Genomic DNA, 21,142 nt, shown 5'->3' on the forward strand with positions numbered 1-21,142 from the left:
GGAGTCGGTGCCTCTGGCGTCCGTCACCTGACGACCAGCCACCGCGGTGCAGCGCGATCCGCGCCGCCACCAGCCCGATCGCCCCGAGGCTGAGGCGAGTGGTTCGCACGTGCGCATACTCGTGCCTGCCTGTACGGCGTGGTGTACCCGAAGGGCAGTGCTTTGCCCTTCCGCCGGATCTGGGTGCTACCTCGAGGTCACCCTCGTCAGCGGCGCGGAGGCCCACATACACGCAGACCTTGCACAGTCCGCGCTGCGCAGGATGGGGGTCACCATGGCCGTGGACACCCGCCCGGCGGAGCGCCGGACCGATCGCGCTCGACAACGCCGATACCGCCGCCGAGCAAGCGCTGATCGCGGGGCGGGGTGTGCTGATCGGCGCGGGCGCCTGGCCGGCAGCAGCAGCGGCGGCTCACCGCAACAACCACCGCACACTATCGGCCAGTACGACGCGTGGGGCGCATGGGACGCCCGGCCGAGGGCACTTGAGGCGCAGGCGGCGTCCCCGCCCCGCGAAGGCGACGTGTGAAGGAGCGAGATCGTGCTGATGGCTCACCCTGCGGTGCTGGCACGTCTGGTGGAGGAGTACGAGATGGTGTCGCAGCCTCAGGTCGGAGGCCGTCGGGAACTGCTGCGGCAGCGGCTGGAGGACGTGGTCTACACGCTGTGCGTGTCGACCGGGACACGCGACATCGATGCCGCGCTGGCCTCGGCCCGGGAACGGATGGGCGCCGCCTGGCTCACTGTCGCGGACGGCCCGGCGGCGGTGGTCTGACGGCCCGCCCCGACTCGGACGGCATCCGGCACCGGCGGTGCCGTACCGGGCTCACTCGGGCCCGGTACGGCACCCCGTCGGGCCGCTGCGCGGGGAGGCGCGGCCGGGCGGGTGGGACGGTCAGGCGCCCTCGCCCAGAACGGTGGAAATCAGCTGCCGTTGTTCCTCGGTGAGGTACGGATCCCGTAACTCCACCAGCTTGCCGTCGACGTGGACGACGTAGCTGAACCCGTCCGGCACGGGCTCCCGGTCCGCGGGGCACTCACCGCTCAGGGCTCGCTCGGCCAGGCGCTCAAGCTCGGCGCCGTCGCTTCGGTACTCCGTGTCGAGGGAAGCGGTCCGTTCCCTGCCTGCGAACCCGCCGGTACGGGTGACGGTGATCAGCATCGCAAAACCTCCTTGATCGAGCGCCGCGTGCGGCCGGCCGGGCCGGCCGGTTCAAGCGGCGCACGGGATGGGCACCCTCTCGCCTGCCCCCGAAAGCCCCACATGTGCCTCTGCGCACGGCATCGAAGCAAGATGTCCGAAAGTCGCTGCACCCGGACCGCCGGGGTCCGGGCGCACACCCTGCCCTCCGGGTGCGCGGCCGGCCTGCGTCGGCGAAGCTGCCCGCGGCGTGTCGAGGTCGCGGGGTGTGCCCCCACGGCCTGCCGGTAGGCCGCGTGGCCACCCAGAGGAAGGCCCTCACGCAGGCCCTGCGGTCGGACGGCCGACCCGTGCGCGCCGCCGACTCCGTACGGAGGGCGGACGGTCCGTGGGCCTCGCCCCGGCGCCGCTGCGGATTCGGATGTGCGGCGACGCCCCTCGCCCCCTGGACCGACAGCACCGTGCCTCTCCTGGCCCGCGGCTACGCTTGGCTGCCCGATCGGATGCGTGCCACGCACGGCCGGCCGGTCCGGACCAGGCTGCTCGGCCGGCCGACGATCGCGCTGCGCGGGCCGGCAGCCGTCGGTTTCTTCTACGACGAGCGGCACATCCGGCGGACCTCCGCCCTTCCCGAGCCCGTGCTCGACACACTCTTCGGGCAAGGCGCCGTGCACACCCTGGACGGGGATGCCCACCGCGCCCGCAAGGCCATGTTCCTCGCGCTCCTCGAGGACGAAGCCGGAGTGGCCGCGCCGGCCGAGCACGTGGCCCTTCAATGGTCGGAGGCGGTCACCGACTGGGGCGGTGGCCGGCGCGGCGTGCTGTTCGACGAGACCGCGCGGCTCCTGGCCCGCTCCATCTGCGCGTGGACGGGTCTCCGGCTCTCCGACGGGGCCGCCCGGCTGATGGCCGAGGACTGCACGGCCATGGCCGGGAGCTGCTCCGCAAGGACACCGAAGGGCAGTACGCGCAGGCGATCGCCCACGAGGTGCGGCGCTTCTATCCCTTCGCCCCGTTCGTCGGCGGCTTGGCCGCGACCGACCTGACCTGGCAGGGCGAGGCCATCGCGAAGGACACCCTGGTCCTGCTCGACCTGTACGGGCACAACCATGACCCCGAACTGTGGGACGCCCCGTACCGCTTCGATCCGCAGCGCTTCGCCGGACGAGAACCCGGCGCCGACGAGCTCATCCCGCAAGGCGGCGGGGACCCCGCTCGAGGTCACCGCTGCCCCGGCGAGGACGTCACCGTCGCCGTGCTGGCCACGTTCGCAGCGGAACTCGCCGCCCTCGACTTCGACGTCCCCGAACAGGACCTGTCGATTCCACTGTCCCGGGTCCCCACCCGCCCGCGCAGCGGATTCGTCCTCACCACAGCCCGGTCTGGTGCATTGGGTTGGCGAGTGGGGCGACTGGCCAGGGGCAACCACGAACACCGCGGCGCAGCCGGCTCGAGGTCGGAGCGGCCGTCCGATCCACCGGCACACCGCCTTCTCGTGCGTGCCTGCAACGGTCAGTCGGAATCCCGAGTCCGCCCCTGCCCGTCCGCGGGGCGATCAGCCGTACGCATCCCGGCGGGGGGCATTCGCGGGCCGGGGTGGTGGCCGGGGCCGGTGGGCGGGCCTCCCAGGGGTGTGGGTGAGAGGTCTGCCGGTTCCTCGCCCGTTTCGAGGAGGGTGTCGGCGGCGCCGACGATCAGCGGGTCGGGCCTGCCGACGGCCGCCTCGTCCTTGCTGGTGTAGTCCAGACGCCACAGCAGGCTGCGCATCGCCTCCAGCCTCCCGCGCCGTTTGTCGTTGGTCTTGACCACGGTCCAGGGTGCGTGGGCGGTGTCGGTGGCGCGAAACATCTCGATCTTGGCGGTGGTGTAGGCGTCCCAACGGTCCAGGGACGCCACATCGGTGGATGAGAGCTTCCACTGGCGTACGGGGTCGACCTGGCGGATCGCGAAGCGGGTGCGCTGTTCGGCGCGGGAGACCGAGAACCAGAACTTGATCAGCAGGATGCCGTCCTCGACGAGCATCGCTTCGAAGGCCGGACACTGGCGGAGGAATCGCTGGTACTCGACCACGGTGCAGAATCCCATGACCTTCTCTACGCCGGCGCGGTTGTACCAGGAACGGTCGAAGAAGACGATCTCCCCGCGATCGGGCAGGTGCGCGATGTAGCGCTGGAAGTACCACTGGCCGGCTTCCCGCTCGCTCGGCTTGTCCAGGGCGACGATCCGTGCGCCACGGGGGTTGAGCCGTTCCGTGAAACGCTGGATGGTGCCGCCTTTGCCCGCCGCGTCCCTGCCCTCGCAGATCACCACCACGCGGGCCCCGGTGTCCTTGACCCAGCGCTGCAGCTTCAGCAGTTCGATCTGCAGGATCCGCTTCGTCCGCTCGTACTCCGACCGCCGGACCTTCCGGTCGTAGGGGTAGTTCTCGCGCCAGGTCCGGATCGGCGCTCCGGATCCGTCCAGCAACACCGGCTGCTCCGGCCGTGTCGCGTCCACGCTCAGACCCGCGAGCAGCCCCGCCTCGGGCAGCGAGCCGCGCTGTTCTTCGTTCATGTCCTGCGTGTACCCGCCACACGGTCTTGATGCCTCGAGCGGTGGGCTACCGCCGGTGGACGCGGAGGCCCGACGCAGTCGCTCCGGCGGTGTCCGGAGAGCCGCTGAGCGGCACTACTGAGGCCAGTCGCGCTCCGGGTCGGGCCGGTCGATCTCATCCCGCTTGAGTGCATGGGCGGTCCTGGTCCTGTGTTCGTTGGCCCTGGCCACCCGCTCCGCGTCTGCAGGCGGCTGTTCCCCGGTGCCCGTGCGTGAGGGGACTCCGGGCGTCCGCCCGTGCTCGTCCGCGGTGCCGCCTTCGTGCTGCATCCGAGGCCGCCGTACCGCCGCCCTGTCGCTGTTTTCGCGCGCGCCACCCATGGGCGCACCTCCTTCTTTCCCGCTCGTCGAGCTCCAAGGCTCGCGCAGCCCTGCTCCGGCCGCCGACCGCAGGTCTGCCGTACACCTACCCGGTCACGCACGCTCGAGACATCCGCGCGGCCGCGCCCCGACCTCCCGGTCGGGGCTCGCGGCACGTCAACCACCCTCCCGGCGAGCTCCGCCGTACGCTCGCGAGATGACCGGGAACGAGATCAAACTCAAGGCCATCGCGGCCCTCACGGGTGTGCGCAGCGGTATCGGAACCGACTACGTCTCCTCGCTGCTCGGTGAGGTGACGCCGTCGGAGTTCCTCGTGCCTGCCGAAGCTGATGCAGCAGAGATCGGATTCGCCATGCTGGATCAGCTGTCCGGGCCCCTCAGCGCCCTGATCAGCGGCTTCGTGCTGGCCTTCGAGGCCGTCGCGGACGCATTCGACGAGACGGAGTCGGGGACGTCTGCGCAGGAGATCCTGCAGGAGCTCGCCCTGCAGCTCGCGAGTGAATCCGACTGATCCAACCGGCTGCCCGCAGCAGTACCGGGCTGCCCGACCGCTCATCCGCAGGCATCCACGGAAGGAACAGCACGGCTGGTCTCCGGATGTCGACAGTACGCACACGGAGGACAACCCGAGCGCCCGCCATTCCTCAACCCGATCATCGTCCCCGGTCGGTCGTCTCGGCCGCATCAGCGCCCCGACGCGACGCAATGGTCCAGGTCTCCTGCCCTGGGCGGTCCGCCGGGCCTCGGCGCGTGCCGCGGCCCGGCGAACCGGGTCAGGTCAGGTGAGGTGCCGGGCGAAGAAATTCAGTGAGCTGTCCAGTTCGAAGGAAGGCACGTCCCCGTGCTTGCCGGGGTTGGCGTGCAGCGTCTTCTCGGCCGAAGAGAGGGCGTCGAACAGGGCCAGGCTCTGGTCACGGGGGACCATCTGGTCGTCCCACTGGACGAGGAACTGTACGGGGACGGTGACCCGCGCGGCGTCCTCGGCCAGCCCGTACGCCCCCAGCAGGCCGAGCACTGCGGCGCGGATGCGTGGTTCCGCGGTGATGAGGGGGATGCCGAGTCCGCAGCCCATGGACATGCCGCAGTAGCCCACGGGGCCGGTGCCGACCTGGTCGAGGCGCTGGACCGCGGTCAGCACCGCCTGCCAATCCGCGACGGTCTGACCGGCCAGATGGCCGTGCAAGCCGGCGACCAGTGCGCCCGGATTTCCGCCCGCGGCCATGCCGGTCCGCATCTCGGCCAGGATCCGTTCGAACTCCTCGCCCCTGGGCCGGTCTCCGTGACAGGGCGCGTCGATGGCGACGACCGCGAACCCCTCCGCGGCGTAGCGGCGGGCGCGGGAGACGATGCCGGGGGCCGCCTTGTGCTGCCCGCCGCCGTGACCCAGGAGGATCAGGGGACGGGGCCCGCCGGCGTCCACAGCACGCCGGGGATCTCGTCGAGGGTGAAGAACTGTTCGGTGACGCCGTCCGACGACGTCTGGGAAGTGAAGCGCATCAGCGTTTCGAGCCTTTCGGGGTGCCTTGTGCGGGCGCTCCCTAGGCCTTGTGTGAGAGGGAGCCCCGACCGGTCACAGCGTTGATCGGACTCACCTCCTCGGACTCGTACGTGGTTTACGGCGGTGCCGAAGGTATCACAGTGATCGTCATCCACAACGGCGCTTTTCGCGACGCGGACGTGAGGAGCGGGACCGAGGCGGGCGTTGAACTGGCTGGGGGGTATGGCGGGTTGAGCGAGAGGGGCGAAGCCGGTGGGCCGACGGCGGTGCCACCGGCCCACCGGCCGTCTACTGGCGAAGGTTGTGCTGTGTGGCTCCGAAGCGGGCCACGCTTGCGGCGTCTTCGGCCGGGGTGGTGTCGTACCGCTCGAAGCCGGACTTCTCCAGCACGCGGACGGAGGCCGGATTCGACAGTTCCACGCCGGCGGTCACGGTGTGGACGCCGGGCGCGGTGAGGGCGAAGGCGGCGAGCGCCCGGGTGGCCTCGGTGGCGTAGCCCCGGCCGCGTCGGGAGGCGACGACGCCGTACCCGAGTTCGAGTGCCCCCTCGGAGGGCGGCCAGAACAGGCCGATGGAGCCGACGACGATACCGGTGTCCCGCTCGATGATCAGCCGGTGGCCGAAGCTGCCGAGCCAGGCGGGGTTGTCGTCGAGGAGGCCCGCGATGACGCTGTCGCCTTCGGAGGGGAAGTCTTCGGCCCAGTCGGCCCGCCGGACGCTGCCTTCGCTGTGGCGGACGGCGCGGGCCTCGGACGCGGTCCAGGTGCGCAGGCAGAGCCGCTCGGTGGTCAGTTCGGAGAGGTCCTCGGAAGAAGAGGAATGCACGTGTGACTCCTGGTCATGGGAACGACCCGGACCGCGTTGCGTCGCTCCAGCGCGCGGACCGGAAGAGGGTGTGCCGAGGAAGGCCGCTGACGGCCATATTCATCAACCTCCCTGTACCAGAGCCGTGTTCACGCGCTTGCCGCGCCGAGGTGACCGTTCCAGACCGGGCGCAGAGCCCCAGGCTCAGGCCGGGTTACGTCGGTGCCTGCCCATGGCCGGACGGGCTTGCGCACGCTCGTCCCGTCCTTGGATCGGGCCCCCAAACCTCGGCGCGTCGAGCCCAGCCGGCGGCTGACCGCCCGCTCACCGCTTGCGGGCGGTCACCAGGGCGAAGGAAAGGTGTTCCCCGCGGTCCTCGGTGAGCATGTCGATCACCGGCCGGTTGGTCCTGTCGCCGTCCGGCTGGAGTTCGGCGCACGCCCGCGCCCACAGCAGCCAGTCCCGCCAGGCGTCCTCCTGGAGCCGCGCGGAAGTGACGTCCACCAGTTCGGTGATCTCCCACTGGAAGCGCCACCATTGCGCCGTGTGCCAGGCGATCGCCTCCCAGCCGACCACGCGCTTGATGTGGGGCGGGATCACGCCGAGGTCGCGGACCTCCCGGGTCATGGCGGGGGTGGCAACACCCAACTGGCCGCCGGGGCGAAGGAAGCGGGTCAGGTAGGGCAGGTAGCCGTCGGCGGTGCCGAAGTACTCGAACGCGTCGATGCTCACGATCGCGTCGAAGCTCTCCGGCTCGAACGGCAGGGCGTGCGCCTCAGCCTGCACCGCTGACACTCGGTCGCCTACGCCCGCCTCGGCGAAGACGGCGGCCGCGTCCTCGGCGGGTATCCACCAGTCGGCGGCGACGACATCCACGCCGAACTCCCGGGCGAGGAAGACGGACGTGGCGCCCTTGCCGGAGCCGAGGTCGAGGACCCGCATCCCGGGGCGCAGATCGAGGTCCCGGGCCAGGTCCTCCAGTAGCCACAACGGGTTCGGGCCCATGTCGAGGCCGACGAGCCAGGCCGGGTCGTAACGGGATGAGCGCGGGTAACGGTCGGGCCGCACAAGGTCATTCAAAGCAGTCACGGCCGAACTCAAGCCCGTGGCCCGGCTGGGCGCAAATCTTTATCATCGGCCGCTTGGGGGTCGCCGACGACGTCGGCTCGCCGTCCCTCATCGTCCCTCCGGCGCGCCCACAGGAGAGCCACGGAGGCCCGGCCGCCATTGGCTGATCTCGTACAAGGGGTCAGGCTCCGGTGCGGCTGATCGGCAGGACGGTCCGCGCGATGCTGCACGCCTCCGAGCTGGTGGTCCACGACGGCCGCGAGGAAGTCGCCCGGCACGAACGCCTGATTGCCAAGGGCGGATGCCGCCTCGACCTGGACCACTACCTGGAGGCACTCGCGCGCAAGCCCGGCGCGCTGCCGGGAGCGACCGCGCTCGATCAAGCTCGCTCCGCGGGCAGATTCCCCCCGGTCCATGACGCCTGGTGGGCGGCGGCAGTCAAGGCCCACGGAGAACGCGACGGCACCCGCGCGCTGATCGAGGTTCTCCTGCTCGGCCGCCACCTGCCCCACGAACACCTGGTCACCGGCCTCGCGGCGGCCCTTAAGACGGGGCGCTGACCGCGGACGCCATCGTACTTGAAGCCCGCAAGGCGGCGGAAGGAGACGGCCATAGCCAAGAGGAACCCCTGCTGACCACGGCTGGCCGGTCCAATGTCACGTCTCTGGCCTCACGCCGCTTGGCTCACCTGCCGCCCGACAAGCGGCCGCTTCCCTCGGTCGCCCACTACGACCAGCTGCTGCGACTGCGTCGGCCGGACCGGCCCAACCCCTGAAGGAGAAGGACTGTGACCTTCCCCCGCCAAGTGTGGATGGATCAAGAAGAGCCTGCCGCTCTGCCTCATCGGCGACTCCGGAACCGGCAAATCCCACCTGTTGATCGCCCTCGGCACCGAAGCCGCGATGGCTGGCTTCCGGGTCAAGTACGTCCTGGCGACGAAGCTGGTCAACGAGCTCGTTGAGGCCGCCGACGAGAAGCAGCTGACCGAGACCATCGCCCGCTACTGGAGCCGAACTCCTCTTCCAAGTTCTGACCGAACGGGAGGAAAAGAACAGCGTGGCGATCGCCTCGAACGAATCCTTCAGCGGCTGGACAAACCCCGGAAGACCCGGGCGGGGGTGATGGTGCCGTCCAGACGGGGGCCAGCAGTTCGCGGATGTAGGCGCGGGCGGGGCTGGCGCCTGCGCCAGGGTGATGTTGCGCATGAACTCGGCCGGGCCGATCGGCCCCTGCTCGTACTGGGACACGCCCAGGCGGCTGATGGTGCCACCGTCCAGGACCGCGCTGAGCGCGGCGCCCAGGGCCGGACGGGTGCCGGCGGCGTCGATCACCTTGTCCACGCCGCCGGTCACCTCGCGGATACGGGCGATGCCCTCCGCACCGCGCTCGGCGCCGACGTCGGTGGCGCCGAACTCCCGACCCAGCGCGGTGCGGGCTTCGTGGCGGCCGGCGAGCACGATCCGCAACTCGGATGGTTTGGGCGTACGCCCGTTCACGGTTGTCGAGCCGAGGTATGGACTTCGTGCGTCGCGGCCCAGGAGGCGAGCAGACGTAGTCCCTCTTCGGAGGCTGAGCCGGGTTCGGCGGTGTAGATGGTGAGGGTGAGGCCGGGTTCTGCGGCCGTCTCCAGGCCCTCGTAGGCGAGGGTGAGGTCGCCGACGGTGTGGTGGTGGAAGCGTTTGGTGCCGGTGCCGTGGTGGCAGACGTTATGGGCGCCCCAGCGGGTGCGGAAGTCGTCGCTGCGGGTGGAGAGCTCGCCGACGAGGTCGTGGAGTTCCTTGTTGTGCGGGTTGCGACCCGCATCGGTGCGCAGGATGGCGACGGCGACGTCCGCGGCCTGGTCCCAGTCGGGGGAGAACCGGTGCGAGGCGGGGTCGAGGAAGTTGAAGCGGGCCAGGTTGGCCTGGTTGCAGGGTGCGGCGTAGACGTCGTCGCTGGTTGGCGGCGAGGAGGTCCATGCGGCCGTTGCGGACGAAGGCGGGGCCGGCGGTGACGGCGTCGGAGCCGTCGGCGGCGTGGGCGAGGTTCAGCAGGTGGGCGCGTTCGGCGCGCGGGCGACGGCTTCGAGGACGGCCGGGGAGACGCCGGCGAGGTTGCCGCGCTCCAGCTTGGCGTAGTACTCCACGCTCACGTCGGCCAGGGCGGCGACCTCGCTGCGGCGCAGGCCGGGCACGCGCCGCCGGCTGCCGGCGGGCAGGCCTGCCCGCTCGAGGTGATCTTCGCGCGCCGCGAGGTGAGGAACGCGCGGACCTCTGCTTGGCTGTCCACGTCCTCGACGGTACGTCCCGCACGCGGCCATAGGGATGTACTGGCAGTACACCCCTTGATGGTGTCTCGCTGCGCACACCGGGAGCGGGTTACCTGGATGACGTGGTGCTTTCCGCTTGGTCATCTCGGCGGCGCGGACAGCCCGCACCCGTTCCTGTACTCGGCGGCGGCCCCGGGCATCCGGTGCCGTGCGCCTCGGCACGTAAGGATCTTCCGTATGCGCGGCGCAGTGATTCATGCTCCCGGAGACGTCCGCTTCGAGTCGCTGGACGACCCCAAGCTCCTCCACCCGACCGATGCGATCATCCGGACGGCCGTGACCTGTGTGTGCGGCTCGGACCTGTGGCCCTACCGCGGCGCGGAGCCGATCGGCGACCCGCACCCGATGGGCCACGAGTACGTCGGCTTCGTCGAGGAGGTCGGCTCCGAGGTCACCTCGGTGCGGCCGGGCCAGTTCGTCATCGGCTCCTTCGCCACCTCCGACAACACCTGCGCGAACTGCCTGGGCGGCTTCCAGTCGAACTGCCTGCACCGCGAGTTCATGTCCACCTGCCAGGCCGACTCTGTGCGCATCCCCAACGCCCAGGGCACCCTGGTCGCCACCGACGAGGTGCCGGGCGAGGAGCTGTGGCCGAGCCTGCTGGCCGTCTCCGACGTCATGGGCACCGGCTGGTGGGCCGCGGACGCCGCCGAGGTGAAGCCCGGCTCGACCGCCGTGGTGGTCGGGGACGGTGCGGTCGGCCTGTGCGCGGTGATCGCGGCGAAGGAGAGGGGCGCGGAGCGGATCATCGCCATGTCCCGCCACGCGAGCCGGCAGAAGCTCGCGCGGGAGTTCGGTGCGACCGACATCGTCACCGAGCGCGGCGACGAGGGCGTCGCCCGGATCAAGGAGCTGACCGGCGGGATCGGCGCCGACAGCGTGCTGGAGTGCGTCGGCACCGCCCAGGCCATGCAGCAGGCCCTGCACTCCGCCCGCCCCGGCGGCAACGTCGGCTTCGTCGGGGTTCCCCACGGCGTTTCCGTTGACGGGCAGGAGCTGTTCTTCTCCCACGTCGGCCTGCGCGGCGGCCCCGCACCCGTACGCCGCTACCTGCCCGACCTCATCGACCGCGTCCTTTCCGGCCGCATCGACCCGGGCAAGGTCTTCGACCTCACCCTTCCCCTGGAGCAGGTCGCCGACGGCTACCGGGCGATGGACGAGCGCCGCGCCATCAAGGCCCTCCTCAAGCCCTGACCCCTGCCGCCACCCCGTCCCGGCGCCCGCACCCACTGGCACCGCCACCCGCTGGGCCAGACCGTCTTCGTTACCGAAGGCTTCGGCCTGTGCCAGCGCCGCGGCGGGCCGGTCGAGGTCATCCGGCCCGGCGACCGCGTCCTGTTCGAAGCCGACGAGGAGCACTGGCACGGCGCCGCCCCGAACCGGCTCATGGTCCACCTGGCCATCAACGAAGGCGACGACACCCACGACGTCGTGCACTGGCCGCGCCCCGTCACCGACGCCGAGCACGCCACCGCCCCGGCCACCAGCTGAACCACCGGCCCGGCCACCCCCGCCAACGCGCCCCGTCACCACCGCGTTCGTGTTGGGCGGCTCGCGACGGCCGACCGAGCACAGAGACAGGCCCTGACCTCGGCGCGGACCACCTCCGCGTACAACACCGGCATCGCCGCCGCCTCCGCGCGCGCCGGCCAAGCCCGCGCCTCCTCCCTCGGCGGAGTGGGCCCGCCCTGGTCGGTGCCGCCATCGAGGGGTTGACCACCCGGCCGCCGCTGACCGCTCTGGCCGTCTCCGCCAGACGCAGGACGACCCGCATCGTCGCCCACGCAGGTCTCGGCGCCGCTGAGGCGACGTTGACGCGGTCCTGAACCGTCGTAGCGCTGATGCCACTTCGCCCTCACCGGGCCGCCGCTCAAGCTCGTCCTCATCGAGGGCCAGGCGGGGGAGGAGACCCGCCTGGACCACCTCGGCGTCGAGGTCGCCTCCACCGAGGAGGTCGACGCCGCGGCCGGGCGCCTCAGGGAAGCGGGATTGGCCACGTCCGAGGAGTACGGCACCACGTGCTGCCACGCCGTCCAGGACAAGGTGTGGGTCACCGGCCCCGGCAACGAGCCGTGGAAGGTGTACGTGGTCAATGCCGATGCCGATGCCGGGGCCGCATGGTGCGGGGGCTCCCGGGACGCGGCGTGCTGCTGACGCGCTCGACGGAGCGGCGCGGCCGGCCTGCGCGTCGTTGATGTGACCGAGCGCCCGTTCCGCCCGTCAGCGCCCCAGTGCGCCGCGGACCGACAGCCCGTGGTGGCGGTGCAGCCGGTACATCTCCCACCAGGACAAGGCCGTGACGGTGACGGGGGCACCGAGGATGAACACCGCGCGGGCGCCCGCCGGTACCTGGGGGTAGGCGCCCGTGACCACGTCCAGGATCGCCATCTCCCACACCAGGACGCCGGCGAGGACCGGCGGCACCACCTCGTGGATGTCGGCGGTACGGAAGACGTGGACGAGCGACAGGCCGATGCCGTAGAGGGCGAAGCCGATCGACCACGCGCACGTCACCCCGATGACGATCTTCCCCGGCAGGCCGACGGCATCCCGGAAGCCCGCCAACTCCGGTGCCATCGCGAGCGCCGAGGTGCCCATGGAGGCCATGATGGCCACCACCGCGCCGAGGGAACGCAGGGCCCGTCGCAGGTAGACGCGCCGCAGCGTGCCCCGCGCGGCTGCCACGAACGCGCCGACCACCACCGGGAACGTGCAGACCAGTACCAGGACGCTGGACCAGCTCTGGTCGAGGCGGGCGTCCGCCACGGTCTTGACGTCGTCCGCGCTGACGACGGCCTTGTAAGCGAGCGTCAGGCCCACCCAGGCCGCCAGCCCGAGCGCGGTCCGCCACAGCTGGAGCTTGCGGACTTCCGGGTCCTGCACGATCCCCGGACGCGAAGGGCGGAACGCCGACTGGGCGGCGTAGAAAGGGTTGTAGAGGCCCCGCAGGATCTTCCGCCCCCGCGACGGCTCGACCGGCGGCGGCGCAACCGGCGGATGCCCCCATCCGTACGGATACCCCTGCGCCGGGACCGGCTGCCGGTACGGATGCCCGGGCTGCTGCGCGTACGGATACCCGGCAGGCGCGGCGTACGGTGCTCCCTGCGGCGGGCGGTACGGATGCCCCGGCGGCGCGCCGTACGGGGTTCCCTGCGGCGGGACCTGAGAGCCCTGGCCGGGCGGGCCCGCGGGCGGCGTCCCGCCCGCCCCGCCCACCGGCCCGCCGCCCGCGTACCCGTCCCCGCTGTAACCGCTCACGCCACGCACTCCCGCCGTCCCGCCCTGCCGAACGCACGCATCGTAGTCGCCGACGCGGCGGGTGCCGGTCAGGCCGGAGCTGCCAGGCCGGTCAGGGTGATGTTCAGGCCGGCGGCGAACATCGCTGCCGGGTCATGGTCGTTGCCGCCCGTGACGAGGTGGGCGACGGCGAGGTAAAGGCCGGTGGCGAAGAGGCGCCGGAGGCAGGGGCCGGAGGCGGCCTGCCACTGGCGTTCCGTCTGGCCGCTCTCGCGTTCGGCGCGCCGTTCGACGACCTCGTGGCGGACGGCGCCGAGTACGTAGCCGTTCACCGCCTGGAGGGCGCGCATCAGGGCGTTCGGGTCGTCGTCGCCGATGCCCGGGGCGTGCCGCAGGGCCGACAGGATCGCCTCCAGGTCAGCCATCCGCAGGACTGGCCGCGCGGACCGGTCGTCGCCGTCGCCAACGAGGTCACCCGAACCTGGGGCGGAGTCATCGGTATCGACAGCTGTACCGCCTGGTCGACGGTACGCTCGTCACCCAGCCCAAGTACGCCTTCTGGCTGGAGGGTTACGGGTGGGACGTGGAGAACCGCGGCGTGGGCCAGGACGTGGAGGTCGCCCAGTGGCCGCAGGACTGGGCTGTCGGCCGGGACGTGCAGCTCGACGGGCGGTGCGGCTGGCGCCGGAGGCACTGGCGGACCACCCGGCGAAGGTGTCGCCCGCGCTGCCGTGACCCGCGGCGGCGCCCGTCCGCAACACCCGGCCGCGGAACCGACCGGCGGCCGGGCCGGGAACGTCGGGGGGACGATGAACGCAAGGCACCTGGTCGTGGTGATTCCCGGGATCGGGGGCAGCGTCCTGGAGCGCACCAGGCCCGACGGCAGGGGGGCTCGAGCCTGGGACGCCGGCCCGAAGGGCATCGTGGGACTTCTGGTGCGTCCTGGCCGGCTAAGCCTCGACGAGGAGCCGGAGCTGCGGCCAGTCGGGCTGATCACCTCCAAGCACCTGCTTCCCGGGTGGACGGTCGTGCACGGCTACGAAGGGCTCGTCCAGGGGGTCGGCGCCGGCGTCCCAGGCGCCCGGATCGACTTCGGGCACCCCGAACGACCGGACCTGCACGCCGACGTGCTGCTCTTCCCGTACGACTTCCGGCGCAGTATCGCCGAGGCGGCAGACCGGCTGGCCGCTCAGATCCATCTCCGGCTGGCGGGCCTGAGCGCAGCGGAACGGCGCGGCCGGGTGGTCGTGGTGGCGCACTCAATGGGCGGCCTGGTGGCCCGGTACTGGCTGGGCGTCCTCGGGGGCTGGCGGGAGTGCCGTGCGCTCATCACGCTGGGGACGCCGCACCGCGGCGCGCCCAAGGCACTCGACTGGCTCGTCAACGGCGTCCGGGTCGGGGGCGTGCCGTTACCGAGGACGTCCCAGGTCATCCGCGGCTGGCCGTCGGTGGCCGAACTCCTGCCCCGCTACCCGATGATCCTCGACACCGGCGGCCTGTCCGGGCCGCCGCGGGACGTGCCCGACGCAGCGGAGCGGGACGACGGCGGCCGGCGGATCCTGTACCCGCACCAGCTCCCCCTCGACTGGCTGCGCCCGCACGCCCGGCGCGCGTTCGACCTGCACCGGCAGATCGAGACGGCGTGGGCGGAGATACCGCGGTCGGGGACGGAGATGCGCCCCCGGTTCTCCTGGTCCCACCCCACCCTGACCGCCGGGCACTGGGATGGCACCCGGCTGTGGTTCACCCGGGAGCAGCCCGCCTGGCTCGCCCCCGACGGCTGGGAGGACGACCTCGGGGACGGCACCGTCCCCGCAGCCAGCGCGGTGCCGATCGAGGACAGCGACCGGGACACCTCGGGCATGCGGACCCGCGAACGGCACGGTCCGCTCGCCGCTGCGGACTGGGTCGGCCCGCTCATCGGCGGCTACCTGCGGCGCGACGGACTGGCCCGACTGCGGGGCGGCGACGAGCGGCCGGTTTCGCTGGGACTGGAACTGGCGGAGGCGTATCTCCCCGACGCGCCGATACCGGTGCGCGCCACGGTGCTCGGCCAGCCCGGTGAAGCGGCCTCGCAGGCTCCCGCGGACCCGCTGTGGGCGGTGGCTCGGCCCGACGGCGACCCGGACGCGGAGCCGGTGGCGGTGCCGTTGGAGTGGGACGCCCGCACCCGGGACTTCCGCGGCGAACTCCCGGCCGCCGCGCCGGGTCTGCACACCGTGACGGTCACCGCGCGGGACGTGCCTGGCGGGGGAGACCTGTCGGTCGGCGAGACGCTCGCCGTGATCGACGGGGAGGAGGAATGAACCGCTGGCCGCGCTGGTCCCTGGAAGGCGAGCCCGTCGCGCTCGCGAAGTACGTGAACCCGGACGCAGTGGCCGCGCTGGTGCGGCTGCCGGGAGCCTCCTCGGCGGGCAGGACCGACCGGCTGCGCGAGGTCTACCGCGCCCTGGCCGCCGTGGGGATCGGCTACGCCTTCGAGTCGCCATCCGACGAACGCGGCCGCCAAGTGATCCTCACCCCCCGCGAGGTGCTCTGGTCCCCACGCCACGGCACCTGCCTCGACCTGGCCGTCGTCCTGGCCGCCGCCTGCATGACGGCGGGGCTCCACCCGGTGGTGGTGCTGCTCCGGCCGGCGGACGGCGACTTCGAGGCCGCCTCGACCGGTCATGCCCTGGTCGCCGTGCGGATGACCGACAAGGCGCCCGCCGGCACCCCGGCCGATCCGGTGTGGCCGCAGCCCCCGGCCGGTTTCGCGCAGTCCGTGCAGCGGACCGTTCCGGGGCTGCCCGGCGCCTACGTCGTCATCGACCCGGTGGGTGTGGCCAGACCGCTGCGGTCCACGCCCACCGAGGGGCTCGGGGTCGATTTCGAGGAGGCCGCCGCCCGCGGGGCGCGGTACGTATTCGGCGGGAACTGGGCCTGGCACACGGCGATCGACGTCGGTTCGGTGTGGCGGGAACGCGACCAGCACCCGCTCCTGGAGTCTTCGGACGCCGTGCTGCACAGGCCCCCGGTCACCGCCGCAGGCGACCCGTCCGTCCGGGCACGCGCCCGGACACAGATCCTGGCCGGCCCCGACAAGGCCCTGGACGACATCGCCGCCGCGCTCGCGGAGGCGGTGCGCGGCCAGTGGGAGAGCGAGCAGCTTCGGCACCGGTCCCACGATCCGTTCCCCCTGCCGGTGCACTGGGGCAACGCGCCCGCGGACCTGATGGACCAGGGCAGCAACATCCAGAACCTGCGGCAGTCGGAGCACACCCCGATGGACCTCGGGGGCGACCTGCGCGTGATCGCCGACATCTACGACCAAGTTCCGTCCGGCCGGCTCGTCGTGCTGGGGCAGGCCGGCGCCGGGAAGACGGTCCTTGCGACCGAGTTCGTGCTGACCCTGCTCGATCCGGGACGCTGGCGGCGGAGGATGCCCGTCCCCGTCCTGCTCTCCCTGCTGTCCTGGGACCCGTCCTCCGGGATGTCCTTCCACCGGTGGCTCGGGGAGCAGCTCCTGAGTACCTACCCGGGCCTCCGGCATGCCGAGAAACAGAGCCCCGGCACGGTCTCCCGGCTGCTGACTACCCGTCGCGTGCTGCCGGTGCTGGACGACTTCGACGGGCTGGCAACGGGGCTGCGACCGGAGGCCGTCCGGAAGATCAACGCTTCCCTCAAGCAGAGCGAGGGGTACCTCCTGTTGAGCCGGCCGGACGAGTACCGCGCCGCGGTGGCCGAGTCCCGCGCACTGAAGAAGGCGTACGTCGTGTGCCTGGAGGACCTGACGGTGCAGGACTACGCCGACTACCTGCCGCTGTCCGCGGTCCCGGAGGCCGGCGGAACCCGCACGGCCTGGGACCCGGTGGTGGACCGGCTCGGGCGGGACACCGCCGCTCCGGAAACGGAGGTGCTGCGCGAGGCCTTCACCACACCGCTGGCGGTCTCCCTGGCCCGGCGCATCTACAGCGACGGCGACGCGGGCTCGGTGAAGGACCCCGCGGAACTGCTGGAACCGGACCGTTTCGCCACCCGCGAGAGTGTGGAGGAGTACCTGCTGGGGGAGTTCATCGAGGCCGCGTACGCGCCCGAACCGGACGACTTCCCGCGGCCCGCGCCGTGGTCCCGGCGGTCCCCGCGGGGCCGCCACTCGGCCGACCAGGCCCGGAAGTGGCTGGGCTACCTGGCGCGCGACATGGAGGCACGCTCCACGCGCAGCATCGCGTGGTGGGAGCAGAACCTGGCGCTGCCGCCCCTGTTCTTCGTGGCGGCCGGGACGCTGTTGGCCGCCCTGTCGCTGGGCGGCAGCGCCCTGCTGGCCCCGTTGTTCGGCATCCACCCGGACTATCCCGTCCTCGCCCTGCTTCCGCTGCCGGCCCTGCTGTACGTGCGGCACTACCCCGTCGCGCGGCGCACGTCCACGATGTTCCTCCGGACGGTGACCGTGCAGCGCACGACCGCCGCGCGTCGGCTGCTGCTCGGCCGCGCGCTGTTCAGCGGGACCATGCTCGCCCTGACCATGCCGGTCTGCTTCTTCCTGCTGTTCAGGTATGCCGGGGGCGTCCGGATCGGCTGGCCGACGGCTTGCGTCCTGGGCTTCGGCTCGGGCGTCTGGTCGTTCGGGAAGGTGTGTGTCGACTACGGCATGGAGCCGGTGGACATCGCGCGGGCACCGAACCCGGTGCACCTGCTGGAGAACGCCCGCTGGGGTCTGCTGCGCACCCTGAACACCACGTGGCTGGCCCTGTTCGTGTGCGTCGGCCTCCTCTTCGTCGGCTGGCCGCCACCCGATGTGGCGGTGCCGCGACGCGCGGTCCTGCTCCTGATGGTCCTCTGGTTCGCGTTCATCACCGTCGCCATCGCGTTCCTGTCCGGCCCCTGGGGGTACTTCACGCAGACCCGGGTGTGGCTGGCCGTCTCCGGACGCCTCCCGCTGCGCCTGATGACGTTCCTCGACGACGCGCACCGCCGCGGGATCCTGCGGCAGAACGGCGCCGTGTACGAGTTCCGCCACGTGCTGCTGCAGCGGCATCTGGCTGGGCGGCCGACGCGTGACGCCCCGGCGGACCGTCCGTCCGGCGAGCGGCGCAAGTCGTCGCCCTGACCGCTCGATACGATGCCCTCCATATGATCAGCGGTGGCCCTGCGAGAGCGCCAGGGCCACTGATGGATCCGACGTTTCGGCACCGGCACCCGCAGCAGGTCGTGCGCCACGGTCAGCTCGCCCCGGAATCCGGCCGCGCGCTTCTGCCGCTCGAACTCGACAGGGTCGGAGTAGCGCTGGCTCGACGAGGACCGGGTACGGATGCGGGAGCGGGCCCTGCCCGGGAGCAGTGCTCATGACCTGTGGATCGGCCTCGGGTTGGACGCGAAGGGCGTACCTTCCCGAGTGATCGACTTCTGGTCATCGAGTAGGCCGACGTTGCACTGTCGGTCGGGAAGGCATGTCCGTGCTGAGCGTAGTGAATGCTGATGGACCGACCGAGACCGTCTCCCTGATCGACGACATCGTCCGCGAGGCGGATGCTGGCCGCCGCTCTGGAGGGTGAAGTCAATTCCTACATTGCCGAGTTGGCCGACCAGCGAGACGAGAGTGGGCGCCGCCTGGTGGTCCGCAACGGCTATCACCAGCCCAGGAGGTCACCACCGCGGCCGGGGTGATCGAGGTGAAGGCCCCACGCATCAACGACAAACGCATCAACGAGGCAACCGGCGAGCGCGACCTGTTCGCCACGGACTACGTCTACGTCTGGGCCGACGGTATCCACCTATCCGCCTGCGCAGACGGCTGGAGCAGGCGAAGGCCGCGGTCCTGGTCGTCATGGGCGTGCGCGCGGACGGAACCAAGGAGCTGATCGCGATGGCCGACGGCTACCGCGAGTCCTCGGAGTCCTGGGCGAGCCTGTTGCGGGACTGCCAGCGGCGCGGCATGCGCGCTCCCGTCCTCGCCGTCGGCGACGGAGCCCTGGGCGGCTGGAACGCCCCGCGGCAAAGAAGGCCATCCAGGACATCTACAACGCCGAGGACAAGGAGCACGCGGCCGCCGCGGTGAAGGCGTTCGCCAAGCAGTACGGCGCGAAGTTCCCCAAGGCCGTCAAGAAGGTCGTCGATGGCGAGGATGAGCTGCTGGCGTTCTACGACTTCCCCGCCGAGCACTGGATCCACCTGCGGACAACCAACCCCATCGAGTCGACCTTCGCGACCGTCCGTCTGCGGACCAAGGTCACCAAGGGCGCCGGATCCCGGGCCGCCGCCCTGGCGATGGTCTTCAAGCTCGTCGAGTCCGCCCAAGCCCGCTGACGAGCCGTGAATGCACCCCACCTCGTTGCCGTCGTCCGCGCCGGGGCCCGCTTTGAACGCGGCCAGCTCGTTGAACGGCCGCAGACGACCGCGGCGTGAAGAGGGTGGCGGACCTACCTCGAAGTTCGAGAACATCCGGTCATGTTGGATGGCACGGCAGGACAGGACCTTCCGGTCGGCTTCGGGTTCCGCCCGTATCGCGGCGACGAAGACCACGGCGCCATGGCCTCGGTGCGGCTGGGGTGTGTTGAACGGGACCGGGTCGATGTCCATTCGGTTGTGGAAGGGCTCCCGACAGTGGCCGAGATCGCCGAAGCTTCTGCCAAGTTGGACGAGCCGTCCAAGAACCAGATCCTGGTGGTGCTCGACGGGAGCGTCGTCGGCTACTCGACGATCCAGTGGTGGCAAGAGCGCGACGATACGTGGCTGTACCTGCACCGCGGCTACCTCTTGCCCGAGCGTCGCGGCCAGGGCATCGGCTCAGCCATGCTGAGCTGGGCCGAAGAGCGGATCCGCCAGCTCGTCGAACAGCATGGAACGGCGCGGACGGCAGTGATCGGCGCGAACGCCATGGCCTCCGAGCAGGACGCCACGGCACTTCTGCGCGCAGCCGGCTACCGACGTGTCTTCAGCCTGGTCGAGCTGGAGCTGGGCGATCTGCAGCAGGTGCCCGAGCCGGGCAGCGAACTGCCAGCCGGGATACGGACAGGGCCGATCGGGACAAGCCACTACCGTGCAGCCTGGAGGACGGTCGTCGATTCGTATGCGGACACCGGCTTCACTCAGAGATGGCCTTTCCAGGACTTCGTCGACACCGCTGACCCGGCATGCTGGAGGGCTGCCTGGAACGGGCAGGACATGGTCGGCGTCGCCCTCTGCTCGATCCGCCGTCAGAACCACACCGTGGGCGAGGTGGAAGAGCTGAGTGTCCGGACGGACCAGCGACGCCTCGGAGTCGGCCGGGTCCTGCTGCTGGACGGGCTGCGGAGCCTTCGCGAGCAGGGTGCAACGACCGCCCGGCTGTTCACGGGCACGGCTAACCCGCACCGGTCCTACGACCTTTACGAGAGTGTGGGGTTCCGGCGGCAGAACGAGTACGTCCGCTACCGCAAGCCGCTTGCTTGATCGGCCGGCCATTGGGCTGTCTGGTCAGTCCACAGGATTTGACAATGCCTCATGGGTCTGGCGGTCCAGCTGTGTGCAAACCGCCTTCGCGTTGACGGGCCGCCGCCCTCCGGGCCGCGGGCCGTCAACAGGAAGCGGCAGAGATCAGCTGGCCTTGGCCGCTCCCTCGGCGCGAGCTCGGGTGCTGGCGAGGCGGTAGGAGTCGGTGCCGGTCTCGATGATGGTGCCGTTGAAGGTGAGGCGGTCGACGATGGCCGCGCAGAGGCGGGGGTCGGTGAAGGTCTTGGTCCAGCCGCCGAAGGACTCGTTGGAGGCGATGGCGACGCTGTTCTTCTCCTCGCGTTCCGTCAGGACCTGGAAGAGGAGTTCGGCGCCGCGGCGGTCGAGTTCCATGTAGCCGAGCTCATCGATGCAGAGCAGGTCGACGCGTCCGTAGCGGGCGATGGTCTTGGAGAGCTGCTTCTCGTCGGCGGCCTCGACGAGCTCGTTGACCAGCTTCGTCGCCAGCACGTACTTGACCCGGTAGCCGGCCATCGCAGCCTCGGTTCCCAGAGCGATCAGCATGTGCGACTTGCCGGTCCCGGAGTCGCCGATCAGGCAGAGCGGCTGGCTCTTCTTGATCCACTCACAGCTGGCGAGAGTGTGGATGGTGGCCGCGTCGATGTTCGGGTTCGCGTCGAAGCCGAAGGTCCGCAACGACTTTCGCTTCTCAACGGACTGGGGAAGTTTGGTGAGCGGCATGCGGCCGATGGGCCGGGGTCGC

At 71.3% G+C, this 21,142-nt stretch carries 15 protein-coding genes and 10 pseudogenes; 14 read left to right on the plus strand and 11 right to left on the minus strand.

Annotation, left to right across the window (positions count from 1 at the left end; genetic code table 11):
• Window positions 1-541 precede the first annotated feature (541 nt).
• The gene (locus OG299_RS38545) at window positions 542-775 is read left to right on the plus strand and encodes a DUF5133 domain-containing protein (RefSeq protein ID WP_327364155.1); all 234 of its coding nucleotides are present in this window, start codon (window positions 542-544) and stop codon (window positions 773-775) included.
• Window positions 776-895: 120 nt separating this feature from the next.
• On the opposite strand, the gene OG299_RS38550 is transcribed toward OG299_RS38545, so the two are convergent.
• Entirely contained in the window at window positions 896-1,162 is a 267-nt protein-coding gene (locus OG299_RS38550) for a protealysin inhibitor emfourin (RefSeq protein WP_327364156.1), read from the minus strand.
• Window positions 1,163-1,644: 482 nt separating this feature from the next.
• Between OG299_RS38550 and OG299_RS42895 the strand changes: the two genes are divergently transcribed.
• Together OG299_RS42895 and OG299_RS42900 are read left to right on the plus strand one after the other, a co-directional pair.
• Entirely contained in the window at window positions 1,645-2,187 is a 543-nt protein-coding gene (locus tag OG299_RS42895; RefSeq protein WP_442817560.1) for a cytochrome P450 family protein, read from the plus strand.
• Window positions 2,130-2,252 (plus strand): annotated as a pseudogene (locus OG299_RS42900) (cytochrome P450); the annotation flags it as partial. The gene OG299_RS42895 and the pseudogene OG299_RS42900, both read left to right, overlap by 58 nt.
• Window positions 2,253-2,653: 401 nt before the next feature.
• Here OG299_RS42900 and ppk2 read toward each other — a convergent pair.
• A complete protein-coding gene (gene ppk2, locus OG299_RS38560) occupies window positions 2,654-3,694 on the minus strand; it encodes a polyphosphate kinase 2 (RefSeq protein WP_327364157.1) in 1,041 nt (346 codons plus the stop codon).
• A gap of 556 nt (window positions 3,695-4,250) precedes the next feature.
• Between ppk2 and OG299_RS38565 the strand changes: the two genes are divergently transcribed.
• Window positions 4,251-4,565 carry a hypothetical protein gene (locus tag OG299_RS38565; protein ID WP_327364159.1) on the plus strand — a complete coding sequence of 105 codons (315 nt, stop codon included), beginning with the start codon at window positions 4,251-4,253 and terminating at the stop codon, window positions 4,563-4,565.
• 267 nt (window positions 4,566-4,832) lie between these two features.
• On the opposite strand, the pseudogene OG299_RS38570 reads toward OG299_RS38565, so the two are convergent.
• The 3 genes and pseudogenes from OG299_RS38570 to OG299_RS38580 form a co-directional block, all read right to left on the minus strand.
• Window positions 4,833-5,551, minus strand: a pseudogene (locus OG299_RS38570) (dienelactone hydrolase family protein).
• A 289-nt stretch (window positions 5,552-5,840) separates the two neighbouring features.
• On the minus strand, window positions 5,841-6,377 hold the full coding sequence (locus tag OG299_RS38575) for a GNAT family N-acetyltransferase (protein WP_327364160.1): 537 nt from the start codon (window positions 6,375-6,377) through the stop codon (window positions 5,841-5,843).
• A gap of 303 nt (window positions 6,378-6,680) precedes the next feature.
• On the minus strand, window positions 6,681-7,445 hold the full coding sequence (locus OG299_RS38580) for an SAM-dependent methyltransferase (protein ID WP_327364161.1): 765 nt from the start codon (window positions 7,443-7,445) through the stop codon (window positions 6,681-6,683).
• A 170-nt stretch (window positions 7,446-7,615) separates the two neighbouring features.
• On the opposite strand from OG299_RS38580, the gene OG299_RS38585 reads away from it, so the two are divergent.
• Window positions 7,616-7,984, plus strand: coding sequence for a hypothetical protein (locus OG299_RS38585; protein WP_327364162.1), 369 nt, complete (start codon window positions 7,616-7,618; stop codon window positions 7,982-7,984).
• A 252-nt stretch (window positions 7,985-8,236) separates the two neighbouring features.
• A pseudogene (locus OG299_RS38590) lies at window positions 8,237-8,519 on the plus strand (ATP-binding protein); the annotation flags it as partial.
• 7 nt (window positions 8,520-8,526) lie between these two features.
• Here the strand turns inward: OG299_RS38590 and OG299_RS38595 are convergent.
• Together OG299_RS38595 and OG299_RS38600 are read right to left on the minus strand one after the other, a co-directional pair.
• Window positions 8,527-8,887: pseudogene (locus OG299_RS38595) on the minus strand (zinc-binding dehydrogenase); the annotation flags it as partial.
• A gap of 29 nt (window positions 8,888-8,916) precedes the next feature.
• A pseudogene (locus OG299_RS38600) lies at window positions 8,917-9,692 on the minus strand (helix-turn-helix domain-containing protein).
• Window positions 9,693-9,909: 217 nt separating this feature from the next.
• Here OG299_RS38600 and OG299_RS38605 point away from each other — a divergent pair.
• The 3 genes and pseudogenes from OG299_RS38605 (at window position 9,910) to OG299_RS38615 (ending at window position 11,886) form a co-directional block, all read left to right on the plus strand.
• Window positions 9,910-10,926, plus strand: a complete 1,017-nt coding sequence (locus OG299_RS38605; protein ID WP_327364163.1) for a zinc-dependent alcohol dehydrogenase family protein — start codon at window positions 9,910-9,912, stop codon at window positions 10,924-10,926.
• Between the two features lie 18 nt (window positions 10,927-10,944).
• Window positions 10,945-11,223, plus strand: a pseudogene (locus OG299_RS42905) (cupin domain-containing protein); the annotation flags it as partial.
• Window positions 11,224-11,616: 393 nt separating this feature from the next.
• A complete protein-coding gene (locus OG299_RS38615; protein WP_442817609.1) occupies window positions 11,617-11,886 on the plus strand; it encodes a hypothetical protein in 270 nt (89 codons plus the stop codon).
• 66 nt (window positions 11,887-11,952) lie between these two features.
• Here the strand turns inward: OG299_RS38615 and OG299_RS38620 are convergent, their stop codons facing one another.
• Together OG299_RS38620 and OG299_RS38625 are read right to left on the minus strand one after the other, a co-directional pair.
• Complete coding sequence (locus OG299_RS38620) at window positions 11,953-12,990, minus strand: hypothetical protein (protein WP_327364164.1); 1,038 nt, start codon at window positions 12,988-12,990, stop codon at window positions 11,953-11,955.
• Between the two features lie 68 nt (window positions 12,991-13,058).
• Window positions 13,059-13,394, minus strand: coding sequence for a TetR/AcrR family transcriptional regulator C-terminal domain-containing protein (locus tag OG299_RS38625; RefSeq protein WP_442817561.1), 336 nt, complete (start codon window positions 13,392-13,394; stop codon window positions 13,059-13,061).
• Here OG299_RS38625 and OG299_RS38630 point away from each other — a divergent pair.
• The 3 genes and pseudogenes from OG299_RS38630 to OG299_RS38640 all read left to right on the plus strand — a co-directional run.
• Window positions 13,290-13,704: pseudogene (locus OG299_RS38630) on the plus strand (peptidase S41); the annotation flags it as partial. The gene OG299_RS38625 and the pseudogene OG299_RS38630 sit on opposite strands and share 105 nt — an antisense overlap.
• A 74-nt stretch (window positions 13,705-13,778) precedes the next feature.
• On the plus strand, window positions 13,779-15,275 hold the full coding sequence (locus tag OG299_RS38635) for a lipase/acyltransferase domain-containing protein (RefSeq protein WP_327364165.1): 1,497 nt from the start codon (window positions 13,779-13,781) through the stop codon (window positions 15,273-15,275).
• Entirely contained in the window at window positions 15,272-18,058 is a 2,787-nt protein-coding gene (locus tag OG299_RS38640; RefSeq protein WP_327364166.1) for an NACHT domain-containing protein, read from the plus strand. The genes OG299_RS38635 and OG299_RS38640 overlap by 4 nt, the downstream gene beginning before the upstream one ends.
• A gap of 68 nt (window positions 18,059-18,126) precedes the next feature.
• On the opposite strand, the pseudogene OG299_RS38645 reads toward OG299_RS38640, so the two are convergent.
• Window positions 18,127-18,240 (minus strand): annotated as a pseudogene (locus tag OG299_RS38645) (ribonuclease Z); the annotation flags it as partial.
• 228 nt (window positions 18,241-18,468) lie between these two features.
• Here OG299_RS38645 and OG299_RS38650 point away from each other — a divergent pair.
• Both OG299_RS38650 and OG299_RS38655 read left to right on the plus strand, forming a co-directional pair.
• Window positions 18,469-19,353, plus strand: a pseudogene (locus OG299_RS38650) (transposase); the annotation flags it as partial.
• 42 nt (window positions 19,354-19,395) lie between these two features.
• Window positions 19,396-20,379 (plus strand): GNAT family N-acetyltransferase, encoded by a 984-nt coding sequence (locus tag OG299_RS38655; RefSeq protein WP_327364167.1) that lies wholly within the window; start codon window positions 19,396-19,398, stop codon window positions 20,377-20,379.
• Between the two features lie 144 nt (window positions 20,380-20,523).
• Here OG299_RS38655 and OG299_RS38660 read toward each other — a convergent pair.
• Window positions 20,524-21,066: pseudogene (locus OG299_RS38660) on the minus strand (ATP-binding protein); the annotation flags it as partial.
• Between the last annotated feature and the right edge of the window lie 76 nt (window positions 21,067-21,142).

Origin of the sequence: Streptomyces sp. NBC_01296, assembly GCF_035984415.1 — a bacterium.
Taxonomy (GTDB): Bacteria; Actinomycetota; Actinomycetes; order Streptomycetales; family Streptomycetaceae; genus Streptomyces.

Coding starts and splice junctions, on each gene's coding strand:
- OG299_RS38655 (WP_327364167.1), top strand. CDS start 19,396: ATGTTGGATGGCACGGCAGGACAGGACCTTCCGGTCGGCTTCGGGTTC.
- OG299_RS38635 (WP_327364165.1), top strand. CDS start 13,779: ATGAACGCAAGGCACCTGGTCGTGGTGATTCCCGGGATCGGGGGCAGC.
- OG299_RS42895 (WP_442817560.1), top strand. CDS start 1,645: ATGCGTGCCACGCACGGCCGGCCGGTCCGGACCAGGCTGCTCGGCCGG.
- OG299_RS38625 (WP_442817561.1), bottom strand. CDS start 13,394: ATGGCTGACCTGGAGGCGATCCTGTCGGCCCTGCGGCACGCCCCGGGC.
- ppk2 (WP_327364157.1), bottom strand. CDS start 3,694: ATGAACGAAGAACAGCGCGGCTCGCTGCCCGAGGCGGGGCTGCTCGCG.
- OG299_RS38605 (WP_327364163.1), top strand. CDS start 9,910: ATGCGCGGCGCAGTGATTCATGCTCCCGGAGACGTCCGCTTCGAGTCG.
- OG299_RS38565 (WP_327364159.1), top strand. CDS start 4,251: ATGACCGGGAACGAGATCAAACTCAAGGCCATCGCGGCCCTCACGGGT.
- OG299_RS38550 (WP_327364156.1), bottom strand. CDS start 1,162: ATGCTGATCACCGTCACCCGTACCGGCGGGTTCGCAGGCAGGGAACGG.
- OG299_RS38640 (WP_327364166.1), top strand. CDS start 15,272: ATGAACCGCTGGCCGCGCTGGTCCCTGGAAGGCGAGCCCGTCGCGCTC.